Below are 19,786 nucleotides of genomic sequence, written 5' to 3' on the forward strand. Positions count from 1 at the left end.
CCCGTGTCCGGTCGCGACCTGATGTCCCCGTACGAGACGTACGCGGTTACTGGAATTCAAGGGCTGGTAGGGCCCGTTTCCAGAACAAATCAGGTGATTCCGCGGCTCCGGAGCACCTCTCGGACGGCCGATTGCGCCGCGCTCGAAAGGCCCGGGAGGGCAGACTTCGCGACGTCCACGAACTTCATGCCGCGCGCCCTCTTGAGCGCCTCGATCGCGGCCTGGCGCTCCTCGCGCCCGTCGTGCTCGATCACGCCGAGCAGCATCTCGGCGGCCTCCAGCGTGTCGATACGCGCGAGCGCCTTCACGGCGGAGGCGCGCACCACAGGGCTCTGCGACTCGCGGTAGATGCGCGCGAGCGGATCAAAAGCGTGCGGGAAGCGCAGCTCTTCGAGCGCCTTCGCCGCCTCCTGGACGACGCCGCCCTCGGCGTCGACGAGCGCATCGCGCAGCGTGATGAACGTACGCTTGTAAAGGAACCGCGAGAGCGCGCGGACCACGGCGATCCGCACCTCGCGCTCGGGCCTCCGGAAGAGGGCCTCGAGCGGCGAGAGGATCGTGTAGAGCTCGACGAGCGCGAGCTGCTCGGCGAGCGTGGAGTAGAGCTGGCTCTGCGCCGTCCGTCCCGGAGAAGCCTCCTCCTCGGCCTCGATCGCGAGCGCCGTGAGACGCGCGAGCATGGCGCGCCTTCGCGTCACCTCGGACCACGCGGACGGGTCGAGCACGACGTCGCCCGCGGCCTGGCTCGCGCTGCCGCGTTGCTCCCACTCGACGAGATCGACGTGCCAGACCTCGGGGAAGCCGACCTCGTGGCGGAGGTGCGCCGGCAAGGGCTGGCTCTCGATGCGGAGGTCGGCCGCCTCGACGTAACGCTTGCGCGCGTTCGTGTAGTGCTTGCGCCGCGCCTCTTCGAGGTCGAGCGCCGCGAGCTTCTCGTACACCTGGCCGACCTTGCCGTATTGCCCCGCCTCGCCGAGCGCGATGACCGCCGCGAGCAGCGCGTTCTCCGCGATGGACGGCGGCGCGCCGCGCGCCGTCGACGCGGCGGCCACCTCCTGCCAGAGGCGCGCCTGCGCGAGCGTCCCGAAGTTCGCCACGGCCGGGAGCCCTTCCTTCCGCGCGTACGCGCTCATCTCGCGCGCGAGCGTGGCCGCGGCCGAGACCTCCTTCTGCTTCTCCGCCGCGGAGAGGGCCTCTTCGTAGGACTGGAGCGCGTAATAGCGCAGGTGATCCTCGCGCAGGATGCGGATCACGTTCACGTAGCCTTCCAGCACGTGCTCGAACTCGCCGCTCTCCCGGCCGATCGCGATGAGCACCTGGTAGCAGTCGAACGCGCGCTCGCGCTGGCCGATCGTCTCGTACCGATCCGCCGCCTCTTCGAGCAGGTGCACCGCCGCCACGACGGCCTCGCGCGCGGCCGCGGGCTCGCCCGTGCGCGTCGAGGTCCGCGCGAGGTTGAAGCGCGCGAGCCCCGCTGCGTAAAAGTCCCCGCCGGACGCGCCGAGGACCTGCGACAGGCGCGACCAGAGCGCGCGCGCCCGGTACAGATCGCCGCCACGCTCCCGCGCGATCGCCGCCTGCGCGACGAGGCCCGCGGACTCGTATTCGTCCGCGGCCTTCGCGTAGAGCGCCTGCTTGCGCGACGCGTCCTCGGCCCGATCCGCCCACGCGAGGTAGGTGCGCGCGCGATCGATCACCGGCACGCGTCCGCTCGTCACGAGGTCGCGCTGCCCCTTCTCGCTGCCCGTGTACCAGTCGAGCGTGAGCGCGCCGCGCAGGTCGCCGACCGCGACGAGCAACTCGCGCAGATCACGCACCGCGCCGGCGTACTCCTCCTCGCGCGCGATCGTCTGACCGAGCGCCGACACGAGCGATTGCCTCGCGCGCCCGAGGTCGCCTCGCGCGCTCGCCATCCGCGCTTCTTCGCGCAGATCCGATACGGGTCGGCTGCTCACGCCTCCGCCCCTTTCGCCGCGCCCTTGCCCGCCTCTTCCCCGGAGGACGCCGTCGTTTGATCGAGGATCGACCGCGCCGCGTTGGCGCGCGCCGAGCCGCTCGACAACGTCGCGTGGTCGACGACCCAGTGCGCGTCGAGCAGGTCGAGGTAGTCGAGGTCGAGCTTGCCGCCCGAGGGCAGGATGAACACGGCCGCGATGTGCGCCGAGCGCCGCACCGCCTGCACCATCTCGCGCGGGATGTAGAGCGCCGCGTGCGTGAAGAGGTGCACCACGGGCGTGCGCGGATCGCGGTGACGATGGAGATCGAGCTCCGTCGAGAGCTCCGCGAACACGCGCGCCGGGTTGCGCCCGCGCTCGCCCTTGAACGAGAGCACGTGCGCCGTCGGCAGCTTGTCCCCGTGCGCCCGGTGGATCTCGTAGAGCCGCGCGTCGAAGAAGCGGAACGCCACGTCCTCGCCTTCGAGCAGGAGCTTCTTCGCCGTGGCGATCGCCATCCCCCGCGCGAACGTCTGCCGATCGCCGCGCATCGACGCCGACGCATCGACGAGCAGGTAATGCACCCGCTTCTGCTCGTCGCGGCTCTGCTCCCGCGCGTAGTAGAGCACCTCGTTGTCGAGGAGCCTCCGCGCGAGCTCGAGGTCGTCCCAGGCGAGCTCCGTGAGCACGAGCCCGTCGATCGACCCACGCGTCCCGATGCCCGAGTAGCCGTGCGCCGCCGTCGTACCCGCCGCGGGCCGTGTCTTCGTCTCCAGCACGCTCGGCAGGATCTCCAGCGAAAAATTCACGATGTCGTTCGCTTCCGGTGACTCCAGCGCCGCGAGCAGATCGACCTGCGTGAGCGCGCCGCCCGCGCCTTCCGCGCCGAGCATGCCGAAGAGCCGCAGCGTGTCGAGGTCGAGCGCGTCCGTCATCGTCAGCACGAAGAGCCGCGAGACCTCCAGCGCCGAGAGCGCCGACGCCTCGAAGCCGCGCCGCGCCGTGGAAAAGAGCTGCGGGAGCTGCGGCTCGAGCCGCTCGAAGAGCGACGCGTCCATCGGCACCGCGGCGCGATACGCCGGCGGCACGTTCACGCGCGACGCGACCGCGCCGAGCAGCCGCGAGAGCAGCACGATGACGAGGTCGTCGCTCATCTTGAGCTCCGGCGCGCGCCTCGCGGCCTCGCTCTGCCCGAGCTCTTCGAGCATGCGCCGATACCCATCGAGGAGCCGCACGAGATCCGGCATCCCACGCGCGATCGACGCAGGCTCGCAGCGTGGTCCGATCTCCACATGATCCCGCGATGTCGCGAAGAGCAGGCCCACGTCGTGCACGAGCGCGAAGGGCAAGACGACGCCGAGCCGCCCGAGGCCCTCGTGCCACTTCACCGCCCGGAGCGCGAGTACGGTGCTCCCAGGGCGCACCTGGGACAACGCGAGGGAGCCGAGCGGCCCCGTCACCGACGTATCGCCGAGGAGATGGTCCGGGACCGGCACGGCAGACAACCTAGCAGGCACCAGCGCCCAGGGACTATATCCTCCCGGACTTGAGCCCCCTCGACGTGATCTCCGCGGCCGACGAGGCCCTCCTCCGCGCCGCCCGCGGCTCGCCCGCTTGGGCCACGCCCCTCTTCGTCGTCGTCACCTTCATCGGAGGCGGCTGGGGCATGCTCGCCCTCGTCCCCTTCCTCGCCCGCGAGACGACCCGCCGAACGACCACGCACCTCATCGCCGCGCTCGTCGCCACGAGCGCCCTCGTCTCCACCGTGAAGGTGCTCGTCGGCCGCGTGAGGCCTTGCGACGCGCTCACCGCCTGCGAGCCCGTCTTCATCTCCTCACCCGGCGGACACTCCTTCCCGAGCGGACACGCCGCCGGCTCGTTCGCCTTCGCGGCGTTCGTCGCCTCGGTGCGCCCGGTGTTCGCCGCCCCCGCGTTCGTCTTTGCGGCGCTCGTCGCCTGGTCGCGCTGCTTCCTCGGCGTGCACTATCCGAGCGACATCCTCGCGGGGGCGCTCGTCGGCATGTCGATCGGTGTCGTCGCGGCGCGGCTCGGGGCGCGCTTGGACCTCAAAGGTTCATCACGCAGCGGAAGCCGATCACCGGCGTCGTCGCGTCCGGCACCTGGTGGAACCGGAACGCCGGATTGAGCCACTGCTGCACGCCGCCGTTGAAGCCGCCGCCGCGGATCGCCTTTCGATCACCGGCGGGCGCGCCCTTCGGGTTGATCTGCTCGTCCTCGGCCTTGTACGTCTCGTACCAGTCCGCGGTCCACTCCCACACGTTGCCCACGAAGTCGTCCGCGCCGAAGCGCGTCTTGCCCTTCGGGAAGCTGCCGACCGGCGCCGTGCCCGGGAAGCCGTCGTCGATCTCGTAGAGCGTGCCCGTGAGCTTGAGGCCTTGCGCCTTCTCCCACGACGCCCACTCCTTGCCGCCTGCGTTCATGTGCCCCGCCGCGGCCTCGTCGGCGCCCCAGGGGAACTTGCGCCCGTCGGAGCCGCGCGCCGCGTACTCCCACTCGGCCTCGGTCGGCAGGCGCTTCTTGCGCCACTTGCAGTACCCGTCGGCCTGGTACCAGCTCACGCAGTTGACCGGATGGTTCTCGCGGCCCGCCTTGCCGAACGTGCAGAACTCCGAGTACGACTCGCGCTTCTTCTCGTGCTCCTCGTCCGTGCTGCCGGCCGTCTTCGGCCAGTTCGGCGCGACCTCGGGCCGCTTGCACTCGCCGACGTCCGAGCACTCCTTGTACTCGGCCGCCGTCACTTCATGCAGGTCGACGCAGAACGTGTCGATGATGACCTTGTGCGCCGGTTGCCACAGCTTGAACGACGCCTCGTCCGAGCCCATGAAGAACTTGCCGCCCGGCACGAGCACCATCCCCGCCGGGCACTCCGTCGGCCGCGCCGTCGCCGCGATCGCCGACGAGCTCGTGCTCGGCGCTGCGCTCACCACCGGCGCGGACGAGCCTGCGGTCGACGCTCCGCCCGAGGGCTTCGTGAACATCTTGTACGCCGCGAAGCTACCGCCGAGCAGCGCGATCGCCGCGATCGCCGCGAACGCCATCAGGCCCTTGCCCTGATCCGCAGCGGGCGCGTTGCCCGTCGGGATCGGCCCGCTCGGCGCGGCCGGCGGCGTCGCCAGCGAGCCCGGCGGATCCTGCGTCGTGCGTTGCTGCGTGCCCTGCGGCCCGGGCAGCGACGGCGCTCCTTGCATCATCGCGGTGCCGCCGCTCGGGCGCGGAAGCGTCTCCTGCAGCGGCCCCGGCAGGCTCGCGCGTGACGCCGATCGCCCGCCGGGCGACGACGTGATCGACGACGACACGCCGCTCGTCGTCCCCGGGTTCCACTGGATGTCCGGGAACACGGCTTCGTGCAGCGCGGCCCAGAACCGACCCATCGACGGGTACCTGTCCGTCGGCGCGACCGCGAGCGCCTTCTCGAACACCGCCTCGACCTCGGGCGACACCTGCACGCCGAGCGTGCGCGGCGTCGGCCTGCGCATCGGATCGCGGCTCGCGACGGCGAACTGGATGAAGTCCTCGCCTTCGAACGCCGGGATCCCGCCGCGCAGCACCTCGACCATGATGAGCGCCATCGCGAACACGTCGGTCCACGGACCCGTTGCGCCGTACGATCGGCTGAACTGCTCGGGCGCCCCGTAGTTCGGCGTGAACGCGGTGATCTCCTTGCCCGTCTGCGCGAGCTCCGCCGTCGCCGCCGCGTGATCGGCCATCACCTTCGCGATGCCGAAGTCGAGGATCTTCGTGAACGGCGAGGCCCCTCGTGGATCCCCGATGACGAAGATGTTCGCGGGCTTGATGTCGCGATGCGCGATGTTCTTCGCGTGCGCGATCTCGAGCGCCACCGCGACCGGCTCGAGCAGCGCGAGCGCCTCGTGGATCTCGCGTGGCTTCGCGCCGCTCACGCGCTCCACGAAGAGCACGTGATCGAGCGTCTTTCCTTCGAGCCACTCGAGCACCATGTACGGGATCCACATCCCGTCGGCGGTCGTGAACTTGCCGATGTCGCGCGCTTGCACGATCGCCGCCGATCGGCTCGACAGGCTCGCGAGCAGCCGGCCCTCCTGGATGAAGCCGTCGAGCAGCTCGTCGCGCTTGTTCTCCGGCGCTTGCGCCAGGATGCGGAAGCATTTGATCGCGACCGGCTGCTGCCAGATGAGGTGCTCGGCGCGGTAGACGACGCTGAAGCCACCCTCGCCGATGAGCGCGTCGATCCGGTATTTCTCGGCGAGGATCGTCCCCGTGATGCCGAGCGGGTCCTGTTGCGAGCTCGTCGTCATGGGCAAACGCGGAGGTAACGGCTCATGTTCGTTCGCCCGCGACTATACCGCGCTCGCCCGCCGCGTGCGTCCCGTGATCGTGATTTCCTTGCTCGACGGCCGCGCCGAGGACCACCCCGCGCTCCCCGAGGTCCGCGAGCACCTCCGCCGTGCCTCGCAAGACCGCGTCGCCGAGCGGCTCCCCGAGCGCCGCGCACGCCGCCGTCACCGCCTCCCCGAGCCGCGCGCCCCCGAGGAGCCGCGTGAGGATCTCGGCCGCGAGCGGCGAGAGCACGAGGCACCGGACTTCGTGCGCCGCGTCCCGGTAGAGCAAGACCGCCGTGGGCTCTTTTTCCGGCGCGCCCGGCGCGCCCTCCGCCAAGCGGTTCACGGCCCACGTGTACCGAGCGACCTGCGCCGCGCAGCCGAACTTCACCGCGCGATCGAGCGCGAGGGCAAGCCCGCTCGGTTCACCCGCCGCCTCCGCCGCCGCGACCTCGAACCGCGCAACTTCGTACCGCGCGAGATCCCGAATCCATGGCGGAATGGACGAATCCTCCGCCCAGCGCGCCGCGGCCCAGCCGACGAGCTCGGCCGCGGCGTCGCGCAGGTACGGCGAGCTCGGCAGCGCCTCGTCGAGCCAATGCTCCACCGTCGCCTCGAACTTCGCCCCGAGCGCCGTCGCCGTGCGTGGCATCTGCGCTCGCACCGCCCCGAGGATCCCGCGGCGAACGAGCGACCTGTACACCCCGCGCCGCGACTCCTCCGGCGGCCCCTGCACCACGGCCGCGAACGCCGCCGCGACCTCGGCGATCGCGGCCCGCCCCTCCTCTTCTTCAACCACGCGCCCGCGCCTCCCGCGCGGCGAGCCCTGCCTCGTAGGCCGCCTCGACCCGCCCGAGCTCCGCGAGCAGCTCGTCGAGCGGCGGGATCGCGTGATCCCGCTCCAGCACCACCGGCACGGGCCCCGTCCGCTCGATCGTCCACGTGAGCAGCGACAGCACCTCGCCGAGCACGTCCGCGCCGTGCGTGTCGATCACGAGGTCCGTCCCGGCGCGCTTCTCGTGCCCGGCCACGTGGATCGCGGCCACGCGATCGAGCGGGATCTCCGCGAGGAACACGAGCGGATCCGCGCCGTCGTTGATCGCGTTCACGTACACGTTGTTCACGTCGAGCAGAAGCTTTGCACACGAACGATCGAGCACCTCCGCGACGAACGCCGCCTCGCTCATCTCCGGCGCGCCTGGCACGACGTACCGCGTGATGTTCTCGACCACCATCGGCAAGCCGAGCCGATCCTCGGCCTCCCGCACGCGCGTCGCCACGTACGCCGCCGCGCCCCGCGTCAGCGGCAGCGGCAAGAGCTCGTGCGCCATCCGCCCACCGAACCCCGAAAAACACAGGTGGTCCGAGTGGAACGGCACGCCGAACCGCCGCGTGAAGGCGGCGAGCTCGCGCATGTAGGCGTCATCGAAGGGATCGAGCCCGCCGAGCGACATCGACAGCCCGTGCGAGAGCAGCGGAAATCGCGACGCGATTCGCTCGAGCGCGGCCGGGACGAACCCGCCCCGGCGCATGTAGTTCTCCGGCGCGACCTCGAAAAAACGCGCGGGGCCTAGCCGCGCGTCCGATTCGACCCGCGCGAGCACCTCGTCGAGGAAGTCGAACCGGAGGCCGAGCCCGACCCCCGTGATCGTCGATCCGAGCGTCACCCTCTAGCCGCAGGATCCTTCGCCGCAGGCCGCTTCCGTGCCCTTCTTGGTCGCGGCGGCCTTCTTCGGAGCGGGCTTCGGCGCGGCCTTCGCCGTCGTCGCCGGCGCGGGCGTCGCTGCCGGGGCGGGCGCTGCGGCGGCCGCGGGCGTCGCTGCAGGCGCGGGCGTCCCCGCTGCCGCCGGCGCTTCCGCGGGCGCGGCGGCTGCGTTCGTCGCGCCTGCCGCCTCCGTCCCCGTCGCCGACTCGGCCTTCTTCTCCTCCGGCGCGGCTTGCGCGGGCGCCTCGGCCTGCGGCTCCTCGGCGGCCTTCACGGGCTCCTGCGTCCCGGCACAACCTGCGATCATCGCGCTCGCGCCGAGCGCCGCGAGGGTCTCGTAAATGCTCTTCGCGTTCATCGTCTGCTCCTCGATGCTTGCTTCACCAACTACGACCTCCACCCCCTCGCGGTTCCGTGGTCCTGGATCCGCGCCCCTCCCCCCGAAGCGCCTCTACTCTCCGCCCGAAGCGCCCGCGGCGGCAACAAGAAAGGCTTGACAGCCCTCCGCGCCTCGCCCTTCGACGTGGGATGCCGCGCCTCGCGCGGCTGCTGTCCGCCCTCATGGAATGCTTCGGGTCCGGATCGCCCGTCTGGACGTGCAGGGTCCGACCTGCACAGCCTCCATGGCCCGCAGCATGCACCGGGACACACGCAAGGCGAGACTCGTTCTCGGCAAGGACCTCGAGCATTCGCTGAGGAGGATGCAATGACCACCGGACGAATCGTGGCGGCCCTCGTGGCTTTCGCCGCACTGGGAGCGCCGTCGTTGGCCTACGCGCAGAACTACCGGGCAGGGCTGCCTCCTGCCGATCAGCCTGCCATCCGCCAGATCCCGCGGCCGACGTCGTTCTCCGTGGAAGGCGGCGCCGGCGTCATCGGGTTCTTGGGCGGCGTCGGCGCCCTCGGCCCTAGCTGGAACGTGCGCGTCACCGGCGCCATCAATGATCGCTGGGCGGTCGAGGGCAGCTACCTCGGCAGCTCCAACACCCGCGCCGATACGCGCACCCAGCTCGTGATGACGTCGCTCGACGCCGGCGTCCGTTACAACCTGGTCCCCGCGAATCGCTTCCCGCTGCAGCCCTTCGTCGCGGGCGGCATCGGCTACGCCGGCTTCGCGGGGCGTTACGGCGACGCCTTCACGCTCGTCATCCCCGTCGGCGTGGGCGCGGATCGCATGCTCACCGAGAACATCAAGGTCGGCGCGCGCTTCAACTACCGCCCGGCCTTCTTCGACCACCTGGGCCCGCCCACCATGCCGGTCGGCGACCAGCCCGGCGCCGACACGTGGAGCCTGCTCGCGCAGGTCGGCGGCGGCTTCTGAGTCTGACTATTATAAGGAGGGCGGACCCGCACGGGGCCCCCTCCTTTCGGTTGGGACGTACGTCTCAGCGGCCTGCCACGAGCCGCCGCCCGAGGGCGCGCACCGTGAGCGGCGCCGAGCCTTCCACCTTGTTGTTCACCAGCACGATGAGGCTTCGCCCCTCGCGGGCGCATCGGGCTGCGACCTCCACGACATCGGCGCGGGTCTGCTCGTCCGTGGCCACGATCTTGTCGAACGGCGCGCAGATCCGCCGCCGCTCCTCGTACCTCTCGCCGGGCCGTATGGACAACCGGCACACGACGAGCGGCGCCGTCAGGATCTTCGGCACGGCGAGTTGCCGGCCGAGCGTGGGCATTCGTTCCCACAGCCCGAGCACGTGCGTCACGCCGTGTCGCGCGAGCACGTCGAGGTACGCTCGCGAAAGCAGCTCTGGATTCCGAAGCTCCACGGCGTAACGAAACGACCGCGGCGCGGCTTCGAAGAACCGATCGAGCGCTTCGGCGAGCTCTTCGGCGTCCATCCGGTCCTCGGCGCGCATCGGCGAGAGCACGAGCAAGAGCACGCCGACGTTCCGGGAAAAACTCTTCTCGATCGGCGCGAGCACGCGCGCCTCGAACGCGCGTGGATCGAGGAACCAGGGGGAGCGTTGGTTCGTGCTCGGATCACGCCGCGCCACGATTCCGCTCCACACCTTCATCGCGCAGCCGTAGCCGTCGGGCAGATCGTCGCGGTACCGCGCGAGCTCTTCGATGCCGAGCGGCGCGTAGTAACTTCGATCGATCCCTACGGTGCGGAAGAGCGGGTTTTGCGTGTAGAGCCGTAGCCCGTGCGTGGTGATTTCCCGCTCGGGGATATCCTTGGGGTAGAAAATTCCTCGCCATCCGGGGAACGTCCAGGTGGACGTCCCGAGGAGAACGGTAGGGGGAAGTTTCGCGGCGATCGCGCGGTCCGTTTCGATCTCGGGGAGCTCGGGCTCCGGCCGGCCCGAGAACAACACGAGCTGCTTCATGTAAACACCTTCGGCCGGGCGAGCCGCGACGAACCTACCATGCGAGGCTCGTTTCGTCTCGCCGCGGACAAACCCTGGGGTTTGGCGCCGGCTTTCGGGTGAACTGCGCTACAAGAGCTTTCTGCTTCTACCGTTCTTCGCCGTCCAACGTGGGCTTCGTGCTTTACCTACGGCTGCGATCTGGATTGTGATAGGGGTGGCATGGTAGCTGCTACCCGCGCGTGCGCGAACGGCCGCTTGCGAAGCATGTTGAGACACGTCGCGAGCCACCACGGTTGGACAGACGGCACTCGACGTCGACGTCGGGACCGGCTAGCCTTTCCAGGCCGACGGTCGGCCGCCTTCGAGGTCCCGATGTCGATTGTCAAGACCATCACGCCGGCTCCGCCCGTGGAAGCCGACTTCGCCTCGAGCCGATACAGGATGATCATGGCGGCTCGCTTTACGGTGGGCGGCTTTGCTCGGGAGTGGGGTCACTGTCATCTGCTCGCGAACTACCTCGCGCGTTACGTGAGCGCGAACGAGGGGGACCCCGAGCGGCATGCGACGCTGCTTTCGACGTTCATCAACGAGCTGCTCGAGGTCATCTTTCGCAATCACGCGGTAGAGGGGCAGATCGAGCTCATCTTCCGCAAGCGGGGCCGGCACGTGATCCTGCAGATCACGCTTCCGGTCACCGAACAGAATCGAGTATTCTATCGTATGGCCGTGCAGATCGTGAACCAGCCCGATCTGAAGAGCTGGTATCGCGCCCGGCTGGAGGATCCGGCGGACGGCGAGGATACCATGCTCGGTTTGCTGGAGCTCGCTGCGGTATATGCTTGCTCCCTCACGATATCCGAGCCTCCGGGTCAAGACCGGTTGAGCCTCTTCTTGGAGCTGCCAGAGGTCGACGATATGGGGGAGGTATGAGCAACTCCATCGCTCCTGCGTCTTCGGGTACGCCGTCTTCCGGCGTCCCTCCTTCATGTATGCCCGTGGCCCTCAACATGAGGCTGACGGGCAACGAGGAGCAGGAGGTCACGCTCACGGGGACGCTGCGGCCGTTCGTCGCCGACGAGATGGCTTCGGTCCGCAGCTCGCTCGAGCAGGCGGCGCGCACGACGCGCGGCACGTTGTGCGTGAACTTGAAGCGCCTCAAGTACATGAACAACGTCGCCTTCCTCGAGCTCAACCGCTTCGTGCGGTGGGTGGCGCATACGCGCCCCGGGCTCCGGGTGAAGTTCGTCATCTCCAGCGTCATTCCCTGGGCCGTCCGCAAGTTCCAGGTGATCGCGGAGCTTTACCCGTTCGTCACGATCGAGGTCTACGACAAGGCCTTCTATCCCATCCAGCAGGTGATCGAGGACGACGACTTCATGAACGTCCTCCGCACCCAGCAGAAGATCATCTGGGAGCACGAGCGTGAAAAGCTCGCCTGGCATGGCCTTCGTCCTGGGCTGCGTATCGCCGACATCTGCTGCGGCCTCGGGGATTTCGCGATCCTCTTGCAGAGTGATTTCCGGCCGGAGTACCTCATCGGCGTCGACCACTCGAAGCCGTTCCTCCGGTATGCCTGGCAACTCGTCTCGGACTTCGGCCTCGAGAACATCGAGTATCAATACGGCGACGCGGCCGCGCTGCTCTTGCCGGACAACTCGTTCGACTTCGTCTCTTGCCGGCTGTCGCTCCAGGTGTTCCACGAGCCCGATCACATCGTGAACGAGCTCTATCGCATCTGCCGTCCCGGGGGTCGGATCTACCTGACGAACGAGATGATGTCCGGCGTGACGGGCTATCCGAACGAGGAGGTCATCCGGCACGGATACATTCGCTTCCTCGAGCTCTGCCGGCGGGTCGGTATGGATCTGGATATCGGATTGAAGACCCGGACCATCCTGCACGAGGTGGGGCTCGAGGACATCAAGATATGCCTCCTCGGTATCACGAACATGAACACCGCGCCGCACGACTTCGCCCGCGTGGTGGAGAGCTGGCTCCGCACCGCCAAGCAGATGGCGGCGACGGCGAACGCCGAGCCCGAGCTTTACGAGGACGTATCGGCCGGCCTCACGGCGCATATCGAGGCCATTACCCGTGACAACGGCTTCGCCATGTGGCCCATCTTTGCGGGCTCCGGGCGGAAACCTTTCCGTACGTCATAGCAAGGGTGGTAATGGGATTCACGCGTCGGGTGTAAACCGTCGACTCTTTGGCGGAGACATCACGAGGCGAAGGCAGGAGAGGAAGCGAAGAGGTAGAGGCGTCTCCCTTCCGCACTCGATGTTTGGTGTGGCGGTCGGAGCGTAGACGGTTTAGCGTCGCAGGCTGTCTGGGCCACACGAGGCCGTTGCGAGGAGATGCGTGGACGTGTCGTCGGAAGCGCGTGGAACGAACAAGGGTGTGCGGCCCACTGGCCTGCTCGCACGGATGAGCAAGTTCAACACCAAGTTCATCCTGGTGACGGGCGTCAGCGTGCTGCTCGGCGCGATCCTCAACGTTCTCGTGGCGCGGCAGGGCATCCACAAGCTCAGCCGGGAGTCCACGAACGAGATCGAGCAGGGCCTCGATCAGGCGTACCGTGAGTATCTGACGAACCACCTGCGCGACACCGCGCAGCACACGAACAGCTCGCTCGCCCACGCCTACACCGACCTCGAGATCCTGGCCGACATCGTGCAGTCGATGGTCGACCACGACGAGGATCTGACGCCGCTCTACGAGCAGGCGAAGACCCTGCCTTTCCTCCAGGACAAGCTCGTCTTCCACGAGAAGGGCGGCTGGTACGAGAACCAGAACGACGAGCCGACGGCCGTCGCGGCGTGGGGGTACCTCGGCGACAAGGAGAAGCGCGTCCTTTTGCCCGAGGCCCAGCGCGACATCGATCGCACGATCCTGCTCGACGTGGTGATGCCGTCGTTCAAGAACCGCGGCGCCGACAAGCTCCAGATCTATTTCGTTGGTCCTCCAAAGCATCCGTACGTGCGCCTCGCGCCCTGGGCCGACATGGCCGCGGAGTTCGATCGGACCTCGCCGGGCCACAACGACAAGAACTTCTACGAATTCTTCTTCACGGGCCTGACGCAGGGCTGGGAGGCGTGGATCAAGGATCCCGGGGGCCTCGAGAAGCACAAGTCCCAGGTCACGTTCTGGCCGCCCTACGACGACGCGAGCGGCCAGGGGGGCAAGATCATGACGATCTTCCACCCCGTGTGGACCAAGGATCGCAAGGCGCTCGCGGGGGCGCTCGGCCTCGACCTCACGCTCACGCAGATCGTCAAGTACATCCAGGATGTGAAGCTCAAGGAGACGGGCTTCGCGTTCCTCACGCAGAGCGACGGCAACGTCCTCGCGGTGAGCGAGGAGGGCGCGAAGCGGCTCGGGCTCCAGGCGAAGGCGGAGCGCCAGGGGCTCGAGTACCTGAAGCGGGTTCTCAAGGACAGCAATGAGCCGCAGATCGCCTCGATCGAGCTGCCCAAGGACACGAAGGTCCAGTACCGCGACAACGTGCAGATCGCGGGCGAGCCGCACATCCTCGTCTTGCAGCGCCTGGCGCCCTTCAACATGGGCGGCGGCGGCGACAAGATCGTGGAGGACACCTGGACGATCGGCTTCGTCATCCCGAAGAGCGAGATTTACGCCTCGCTGACCAAGGCGCAGGCTGCGATCGACACGAGCCGCACGAGCATCCAGACGAGCCAGGCGTTCGTCTCGTTCGGCTCGATCCTGGTGCTCATGGCGGGCGTCTTCCTCGTCTCGCGGAAGATGACGGGCGCGCTCGTGGCGCTCTCCGAGGGCGCGACGCGCATGCGCCAGGGCGACTACGGGGTGCGCGTGGCCGTGACGAGCGAGGACGAGATCGGGCAGCTCACGGGGGCCTTCAACGAGATGGCCGCCGAGATCCAGGCCCACACGAACAATCTCGAGGAGCTCGTCAAGGCTCGTACGGGCGAGCTCGAAGATGCGAACAAGGAGATCATGAGCCTCAACGCCCAGCTCGCGCAGGAGAACCTGCGGCTCGGCGCGGAGCTCAACGTGGCGCGGCAGCTCCAGCTCATGGTGCTCCCGCCCGCGCAGGAGCTGCAGGAGATCAAGGACCTCGACATCGCGGGGTACATGTCGCCCGCGGACGAGGTCGGCGGTGATTATTACGACGTGCTCCGCGGCAACGGCGTCATCAAGATCGGCATCGGCGACGTGACCGGGCACGGCCTCGAGAGCGGCGTGCTCATGCTGATGGTGCAGACCGCGGTTCGGACGCTGCTCGCCAGCAACGAGACCGATCCGACGCGGTTCCTCGGCATCGTCAACAAGGTCATCTACCAGAACATCCAGCGCATCAGCTCGGACAAGAACCTCACGCTATCGCTGATGGACTACAGCGATGGCAAGCTCCGGCTCACGGGGCAGCACGAAGAGGTCATCGTCGTGCGTGCGTCGGGCGAGCTCGAGCGTGTGGACACGACCGGTCTCGGGCTCCCGGTGGGCATGGACGAGGACATCACCGATTTCCTCTCCAACACCGAGATCGATCTGGCGTCGGGGGACGTCGTCGTTCTCTTCACGGACGGGGTGACGGAGGCGGAGCGTACCGACACGGCGCAGTACGGTGTCGAGCGGCTATGCGAGATCGTCTCTCAGAACCACAAGAAGACGTCGCAGGAGATCAAGGACGCGATCATCGAAGACCTGATGAACCACATCGGAACCAACAAGGTCTACGATGACATCACCGTGTTGGTCATCAAGAGGCTATGACGCGTAGGAGACCGGCAACACTATGAGTGAGATCATTGGCGTCTATTCGCTGGACGATTCGTTCAGCGAGCACATGTCGTTGACCCTGTACCCGGATTCGTTCGCGGTGCGGTGGAGCCTCTGCAACCTCACGGCGAACTTCATGGCGGAGTACTTCGCCGAGCTCTTTCCGGACGCGGACAACGACGGGAAGCTCATCAGCCGGGCGGAGGTCAGCGGCGCGGTGAGCTACGTGCTCAACGAGCTCGTGGAGAACGCCGTCAAGTTCAATCGCAGCGGTGACATCAACGTCACGGTTGGGATTGGCAAGGAAGATCTGGTGTGCCTGGTGAGCAACCACATCGCCAATGGCGAGGTTCCTCCGCTGCGGGAGAAGCTGCTCGAGCTCTCGCGCGAGGACCCGGGGGAGCTCTTGCGCCGCCAGGCCGAGGCGAACGCGGAGGACGTCGAGGCGACGGGCTCCGGGCTCGGGTATCTCATCATCATGAGCGATTATGGCGTGAGCCTGGGGTGGAAGCTCGATCCGGTCTCAGCGCAGAACACTTGCATCAGGACGATGGCGCGGCTGCCCATCTTGAAGGAAAGGGCTAGAATGGAAATCAAAGGTGGAAACTATCGAGTCTGGTACGACCCCGCGGAGGTCACGGTCTACTTCGAGGGCATCTTGCGCCTCGGCGGGCCGCAGGAATACCAGCCGATCGAGGATCTCCTCGAGAAGGTCCTCCTGGGCAATGCGAAGTCGATCACGATCGACATGCGCACGCTGAACTTCCTGAACAGCTCTGGCATCAACGTGCTCTACAAGTTCGCGATTGCCATGCGGAAGAAGGGCGATGTGCAGCTCGTCGTCCGGGGCTCGAAGGCGATTCCGTGGCAGGGCAAGTCGCTCCCGAACCTGAAGAAGTTCAACCAGAACTTCGAGATGATTTTCTGTGACTGATAGGAGAGGGGAACGTAGGGCGCCCGCGGCGGAGGATTTCTTCGAACGATGACCGCATCGAAGGACAGCTCGTCGGATCCGGTGGCCGAAGGTCGGTCGGAGCAGACGGATCTCGAAGCCGTCAAGGCGCTCCTATCGGACGACGCTGCTTGCAAGGCTTTGCTCGCGCGCGAGGGTGGGGCTCTCGAGCTCCTTGCCCGCTGTCGGGGCCTGGTCGAGCAATGCGAGCGTCTCCGGGCCGACATCGACGAGATGTCCGTTGTGCACGAGCTCACGCTCGAGCATGCGACGCGCATCGAGAACGAACTCGAGCTTCAGAACCGCATCGTGAGCGAGGACCTCGAGGTCGCCCGAGGGATCCAGCAGGCGCTCTTGCCAGACCCGTCGATGCTCTCCGCGGAGCTGGAAATCGCCATCTACCACAAGCAGCTCGCGGAGGTTGGAGGAGATTACTACGACTTTTCCCAGCTACCCGGGGAACGCTTCGCGGTCAGCGTGTTCGACATTTCCGGTCACGGGGTGTCGTCGGCGCTCATCATGTCCTTCTTGAAGGCGCAGATCGAGAATGCGACGCGGCGTTCCGACAGCCCGAGCGCGATCGTGGATTGGGTCAACCGTGCGTCGTATGCCTTCCTCCGCGGAGTGAGGCGGTATGCCACGGTGAACTTCGTGATGTTCAGCGATCGGTTCATCCGTTACGTCTCTGGCGGCGGATATGGGCTCCTGGTCCGGCACGGGATGCAGCGAACGTTCAACAGGGTGGGCAATTACATCGGTTTGAGGACCAAGCCGTTCCGTGAGTTCGAGCTGCCGTTCGAGCAGGGAGACGTTCTGGCGCTGTACACGGACGGTATGGTCGAGGCTTTAGATGCAGAGGGAAAGGGTTATACCGTGCAACGTCTCAACGACATCATCGCGCGGCATAGCGAAGAACCCGTCCAGGATATCCTGAAGAGATGTGTAGACGATTATACGTCCTTCAGGGCCGAGGACATCGACGACATCACGCTCCTCATCATGCGAAGGTGCGCTAAATGAGCGCCGGGGGCAACCGGACGCAGACGGCCGTCGGAGCGTCGATTTCCATCGCGCCGCTCGATCACGTGGCCGGAGACGTGGCAGGCCTGCTCGGGAACTTTCTCTTCGACCTTTTGGGGATGTTTTACCCGCGGCAGATCTGCTCGAAGGCGAACGTGGTCGTCATCGAGCTGGTCACCAACGTGATGGAGCACTGCTCGATCCGCGACGGCGCATTGCGCGTCGACCTCAAGATCGACGGCGACGAGCTCATGATCACCGTGGCGAATCCGGCCACGGAAGACGAGTTCAAAGCCGTGAGCGATCGCTTCACCATCATCGCCAACGCCGAGGACCCGAGGAAGCTCCTCGCGGATACGGTCTATCGCCGGCGTATCGACAAGGCAAAGGGAGGGCTCGGCCTCATGCGGCTCACTGCGGAGAGCAAGTTCAAGCTCACGGCCGAGTACGAGCAGGGGTTCCTCGTTGTCAAAGCGCTATTCCCGATGAGAGGTTTCGCATGAAGGTCCTCACCTACGGTGAAATCATGGACGGCGGCCTGAGCGTGTTTCACTCGGTCGCGAAGCTCGATGATCATCACCTGATCCTGACGTTCGAGGGCGTCATCCGGGTGGACAACCCCTACCGCTACCTCCACACGTACCTCGAGGAGCTCGCGAAGGTCCTCCCCCGGCAGTCCGTCACCGAGACGACGATGGACTTCGTCAAGATGCGCTTCTGCAACTCGAACGGGTTCTACGTCATCATGGATATCGTCGACGCGGTCTACAACCTCGTCCCCGGCCGCGTCACCGTGCGCCGTATCGCCGACGACGACTGGCAATGCGAGACCCTGCCCATCCTGCTCAACCTGAGCGAGGAGCACATTGCCGCGAGGACGAACTTCGAGGACGTCAAAGCGCCCTGAGCGCCCGACCGACCGCCCGCTCGTCTTCGAGCCCTGTCCGCCTCCCCGTCATCCGTTTTTGCTCAAACGGAACTCCGTCTTATCCATCTCACGTCGGATCTCTGCTCACGCCGGGCCGCCATTCCTCCAGAATCGCGCGCACGCGAGATCCGTAGTACGTTCTTTCCGACCGCCTGATCATCGTGGAGTTCAGAGGTACGGCATTGGACCGCTCCGACGCGCTTTCGGCACGTGCGGCGTGGAGACGTTACACGGTGGCGCTTCTCTCGGCCGGGCTCGGGCTGGGCGCGCGAGCATTGCTGACGCCGGTGGTCGGCAATGCCGTCCCGTTCATCACGATGTTCCCCGCCGTGGTGCTGAGCGGCTGGTATGGAGGATTCCGCGCCGGAATGCTCACCACGCTCGTCGGCGGCTCCAGCGTTGCCTGGTTTTTCCTTCGATACGATTACCCGTCCGTCGGCGGCTCGGTCGAAAAGGTCACGAGCCTCGTCGTTTTTCTCCTGATGGGCTTGCTCATCAGCTGGCTCACGAACGAGCGCAACGTGGCCATTGCGCACCTGCGCGAGGCCCACGAGAAGGAGCGCATGGCGCGGCAACGCGCCGAAGAGTCGAAAGCGCGCGAGGAGGCGCTGCGTAGCCAGGCCGAGGCCGCCAACCTCGCAAAGGACGGGTTCCTGGCGATGCTCGGGCACGAGCTCCGCAACCCGCTCGCCCCGATGGTCACGGCCCTCGAGCTGATCCGCATGCGCAGCGGCGGAGAGCTCGGCCGCCCCGAGCAGGTGATCCAGCGGCAAGTACATCACCTCGGGCGGATGGTCGACGATCTGCTCGACGTCTCGCGCGTCGCGCGTGGGCTCATTTCGCTGTCGAAGCGGCCTACGGAGCTCGAGCCGATCATCACGCGCGCGCTCGAGATGGCGAGCCCGCTGCTCGAAAAACGTCGCCACCATGTGACCGTGAACGTGCCGAAGACCGGGCTCGCGCTGTACGCGGATCCCGACAGGCTCGCGCAGGTCTTCGCGAACCTGTTCACGAACGCGGCGAAGTACACCGATCCCGGCGGGACCGTCGAGGTCTCGGCCGAGCGGCGTGATGGCACGATCGTGGCCACGGTGCATGACACGGGCGTGGGCATGAGCCCGGAGCTGCTCGCGCGGGTGTTCGAGCCGTTCGTGCAAGGCGCGCAGAGCATGGAGCGCAGCGCGGGCGGGCTCGGCATCGGCCTTACGCTCGTGAAGAGTCTGGTGTCGCTGCACGGCGGCGAGGTCGCGGCGCGCAGCGAAGGCGTAGGTCGCGGCAGCACGATCGAGGTGCGACTGCCGGCGCTCGATCGCGCGTCGCTGCCCGTCGTCGAGGAGGCGAGCGCGCCCGCGTCGGCGTTCCCTGCGCATCGCGTGCTCGTCGTCGACGACAACGAGGACGCAGCGACGCTGCTCGCGGACGTGATCCGCGCGCAAGGCTGGCCCGTGGCCGTGGCCTACGACGGACCGCAAGCGCTCTCGCTGCTCGAGTCGTTCGCGCCGGACATCGCGGTGCTCGACATCGGGCTGCCGGTGATGGACGGCTACGAGCTCGCCACGCGGATCCGCGAGCGGCTCGGGGCGCGGGCGCCACGCCTGCTCGCGGTGACGGGGTACGGGCAGGAGGAGGACCGCAAGCACGCGAGCGAGGCGGGCTTTGCGCACCACCTCGTCAAGCCTGTGAGCACCGATGCGCTCCTCGCTGCGATGAACGAGGGACGGTGATAACGCTGCGCGCCACAGTGGATTCGAACCACTGGCCTTCGGCTCCGGAGGCCGACGCTCTATCCAGCTGAGCTAGTGGCGCACGCCGCGTTTTCGGACGCGGGGGCCAGCAACCTAGCGGGAAGTTTGCC

General features: G+C 67.3%; 18 protein-coding genes and 1 tRNA gene. 10 read left to right on the top strand and 9 right to left on the bottom strand.

The genetic code is table 11. The features are described from left to right. Positions 1 to 89 precede the first annotated feature (89 nt). Both QHF84_RS23970 and QHF84_RS23975 read right to left on the bottom strand, forming a co-directional pair. Entirely contained in the window at positions 90 to 1,955 is a 1,866-nt protein-coding gene (locus QHF84_RS23970) for a HEAT repeat domain-containing protein (RefSeq protein ID WP_281315718.1), read from the bottom strand. After that, complete coding sequence (locus QHF84_RS23975; protein ID WP_281315719.1) at positions 1,952 to 3,430, bottom strand: hypothetical protein; 1,479 nt, start codon at positions 3,428 to 3,430, stop codon at positions 1,952 to 1,954. The genes QHF84_RS23970 and QHF84_RS23975 overlap by 4 nt, the downstream gene beginning before the upstream one ends. A gap of 50 nt (positions 3,431 to 3,480) precedes the next feature. Here QHF84_RS23975 and QHF84_RS23980 point away from each other — a divergent pair, with 50 nt between their 5' ends. Further along, positions 3,481 to 4,080, top strand: a complete 600-nt coding sequence (locus tag QHF84_RS23980; RefSeq protein ID WP_281315720.1) for a phosphatase PAP2 family protein — start codon at positions 3,481 to 3,483, stop codon at positions 4,078 to 4,080. Here QHF84_RS23980 and QHF84_RS23985 read toward each other — a convergent pair. From QHF84_RS23985 to QHF84_RS24000, 4 genes are read right to left on the bottom strand one after another with little or no spacing between them, the layout of a single operon-like run. After that, entirely contained in the window at positions 4,001 to 6,229 is a 2,229-nt protein-coding gene (locus QHF84_RS23985; protein WP_281315721.1) for an SUMF1/EgtB/PvdO family nonheme iron enzyme, read from the bottom strand. The genes QHF84_RS23980 and QHF84_RS23985 overlap by 80 nt on opposite strands. A gap of 22 nt (positions 6,230 to 6,251) precedes the next feature. After that, positions 6,252 to 7,052, bottom strand: coding sequence for a putative DNA-binding domain-containing protein (locus QHF84_RS23990; RefSeq protein WP_281315722.1), 801 nt, complete (start codon positions 7,050 to 7,052; stop codon positions 6,252 to 6,254). After that, the gene (locus QHF84_RS23995) at positions 7,045 to 7,920 is read right to left on the bottom strand and encodes a DUF692 domain-containing protein (RefSeq protein ID WP_281315723.1); all 876 of its coding nucleotides are present in this window, start codon (positions 7,918 to 7,920) and stop codon (positions 7,045 to 7,047) included. The genes QHF84_RS23990 and QHF84_RS23995 overlap by 8 nt, the downstream gene beginning before the upstream one ends. A gap of 3 nt (positions 7,921 to 7,923) precedes the next feature. Further along, positions 7,924 to 8,316: a hypothetical protein gene (locus tag QHF84_RS24000; protein ID WP_281315724.1), complete on the bottom strand. Its 393-nt coding sequence runs from the start codon at positions 8,314 to 8,316 to the stop codon at positions 7,924 to 7,926. Between the two features lie 348 nt (positions 8,317 to 8,664). On the opposite strand from QHF84_RS24000, the gene QHF84_RS24005 reads away from it, so the two are divergent. Then, on the top strand, positions 8,665 to 9,279 hold the full coding sequence (locus tag QHF84_RS24005; RefSeq protein ID WP_281315725.1) for an outer membrane beta-barrel protein: 615 nt from the start codon (positions 8,665 to 8,667) through the stop codon (positions 9,277 to 9,279). Positions 9,280 to 9,343: 64 nt separating this feature from the next. Here QHF84_RS24005 and QHF84_RS24010 read toward each other — a convergent pair whose 3' ends face one another. After that, positions 9,344 to 10,288, bottom strand: coding sequence for a DUF72 domain-containing protein (locus tag QHF84_RS24010; protein ID WP_281315726.1), 945 nt, complete (start codon positions 10,286 to 10,288; stop codon positions 9,344 to 9,346). A 429-nt stretch (positions 10,289 to 10,717) separates the two neighbouring features. On the opposite strand from QHF84_RS24010, the gene QHF84_RS24015 reads away from it, so the two are divergent. The 4 genes from QHF84_RS24015 to QHF84_RS24030 all read left to right on the top strand — a co-directional run bounded on the left by QHF84_RS24015 (position 10,718) and on the right by QHF84_RS24030 (position 15,965). Continuing rightward, a complete protein-coding gene (locus QHF84_RS24015; RefSeq protein WP_281315727.1) occupies positions 10,718 to 11,200 on the top strand; it encodes a hypothetical protein in 483 nt (160 codons plus the stop codon). 59 nt (positions 11,201 to 11,259) lie between these two features. Further along, a complete protein-coding gene (locus tag QHF84_RS24020) occupies positions 11,260 to 12,432 on the top strand; it encodes a methyltransferase domain-containing protein (protein WP_281315728.1) in 1,173 nt (390 codons plus the stop codon). A 265-nt stretch (positions 12,433 to 12,697) separates the two neighbouring features. Next, entirely contained in the window at positions 12,698 to 15,025 is a 2,328-nt protein-coding gene (locus QHF84_RS24025) for a SpoIIE family protein phosphatase (RefSeq protein ID WP_281315729.1), read from the top strand. 22 nt (positions 15,026 to 15,047) lie between these two features. Further along, complete coding sequence (locus QHF84_RS24030) at positions 15,048 to 15,965, top strand: hypothetical protein (RefSeq protein ID WP_136928627.1); 918 nt, start codon at positions 15,048 to 15,050, stop codon at positions 15,963 to 15,965. A 132-nt stretch (positions 15,966 to 16,097) separates the two neighbouring features. Here QHF84_RS24030 and QHF84_RS24035 read toward each other — a convergent pair whose 3' ends face one another. Further along, complete coding sequence (locus tag QHF84_RS24035; RefSeq protein ID WP_281315890.1) at positions 16,098 to 16,232, bottom strand: hypothetical protein; 135 nt, start codon at positions 16,230 to 16,232, stop codon at positions 16,098 to 16,100. Here QHF84_RS24035 and QHF84_RS24040 point away from each other — a divergent pair. The 4 genes from QHF84_RS24040 to QHF84_RS24055 all read left to right on the top strand — a co-directional run bounded on the left by QHF84_RS24040 (position 16,218) and on the right by QHF84_RS24055 (position 19,655). Next, entirely contained in the window at positions 16,218 to 17,003 is a 786-nt protein-coding gene (locus QHF84_RS24040) for a SpoIIE family protein phosphatase (RefSeq protein ID WP_281315886.1), read from the top strand. The genes QHF84_RS24035 and QHF84_RS24040 overlap by 15 nt on opposite strands. After that, positions 17,000 to 17,506: an ATP-binding protein gene (locus QHF84_RS24045; protein WP_272427080.1), complete on the top strand. Its 507-nt coding sequence runs from the start codon at positions 17,000 to 17,002 to the stop codon at positions 17,504 to 17,506. Before QHF84_RS24040 ends, QHF84_RS24045 begins: the two co-directional genes overlap by 4 nt. Beyond that, positions 17,503 to 17,910: a hypothetical protein gene (locus QHF84_RS24050; protein WP_136928624.1), complete on the top strand. Its 408-nt coding sequence runs from the start codon at positions 17,503 to 17,505 to the stop codon at positions 17,908 to 17,910. Before QHF84_RS24045 ends, QHF84_RS24050 begins: the two co-directional genes overlap by 4 nt. A 254-nt stretch (positions 17,911 to 18,164) precedes the next feature. After that, a complete protein-coding gene (locus tag QHF84_RS24055) occupies positions 18,165 to 19,655 on the top strand; it encodes an ATP-binding protein (protein WP_281315730.1) in 1,491 nt (496 codons plus the stop codon). A gap of 8 nt (positions 19,656 to 19,663) precedes the next feature. Here the strand turns inward: QHF84_RS24055 and QHF84_RS24060 are convergent. Further along, a tRNA-Arg gene (locus QHF84_RS24060) sits at positions 19,664 to 19,737 on the bottom strand. Positions 19,738 to 19,786: the final 49 nt, after the last annotated feature.

This window comes from Polyangium sp. y55x31, from assembly GCF_029946505.1.
GTDB lineage: Bacteria > Myxococcota_A > Polyangia > Polyangiales > Polyangiaceae > Polyangium.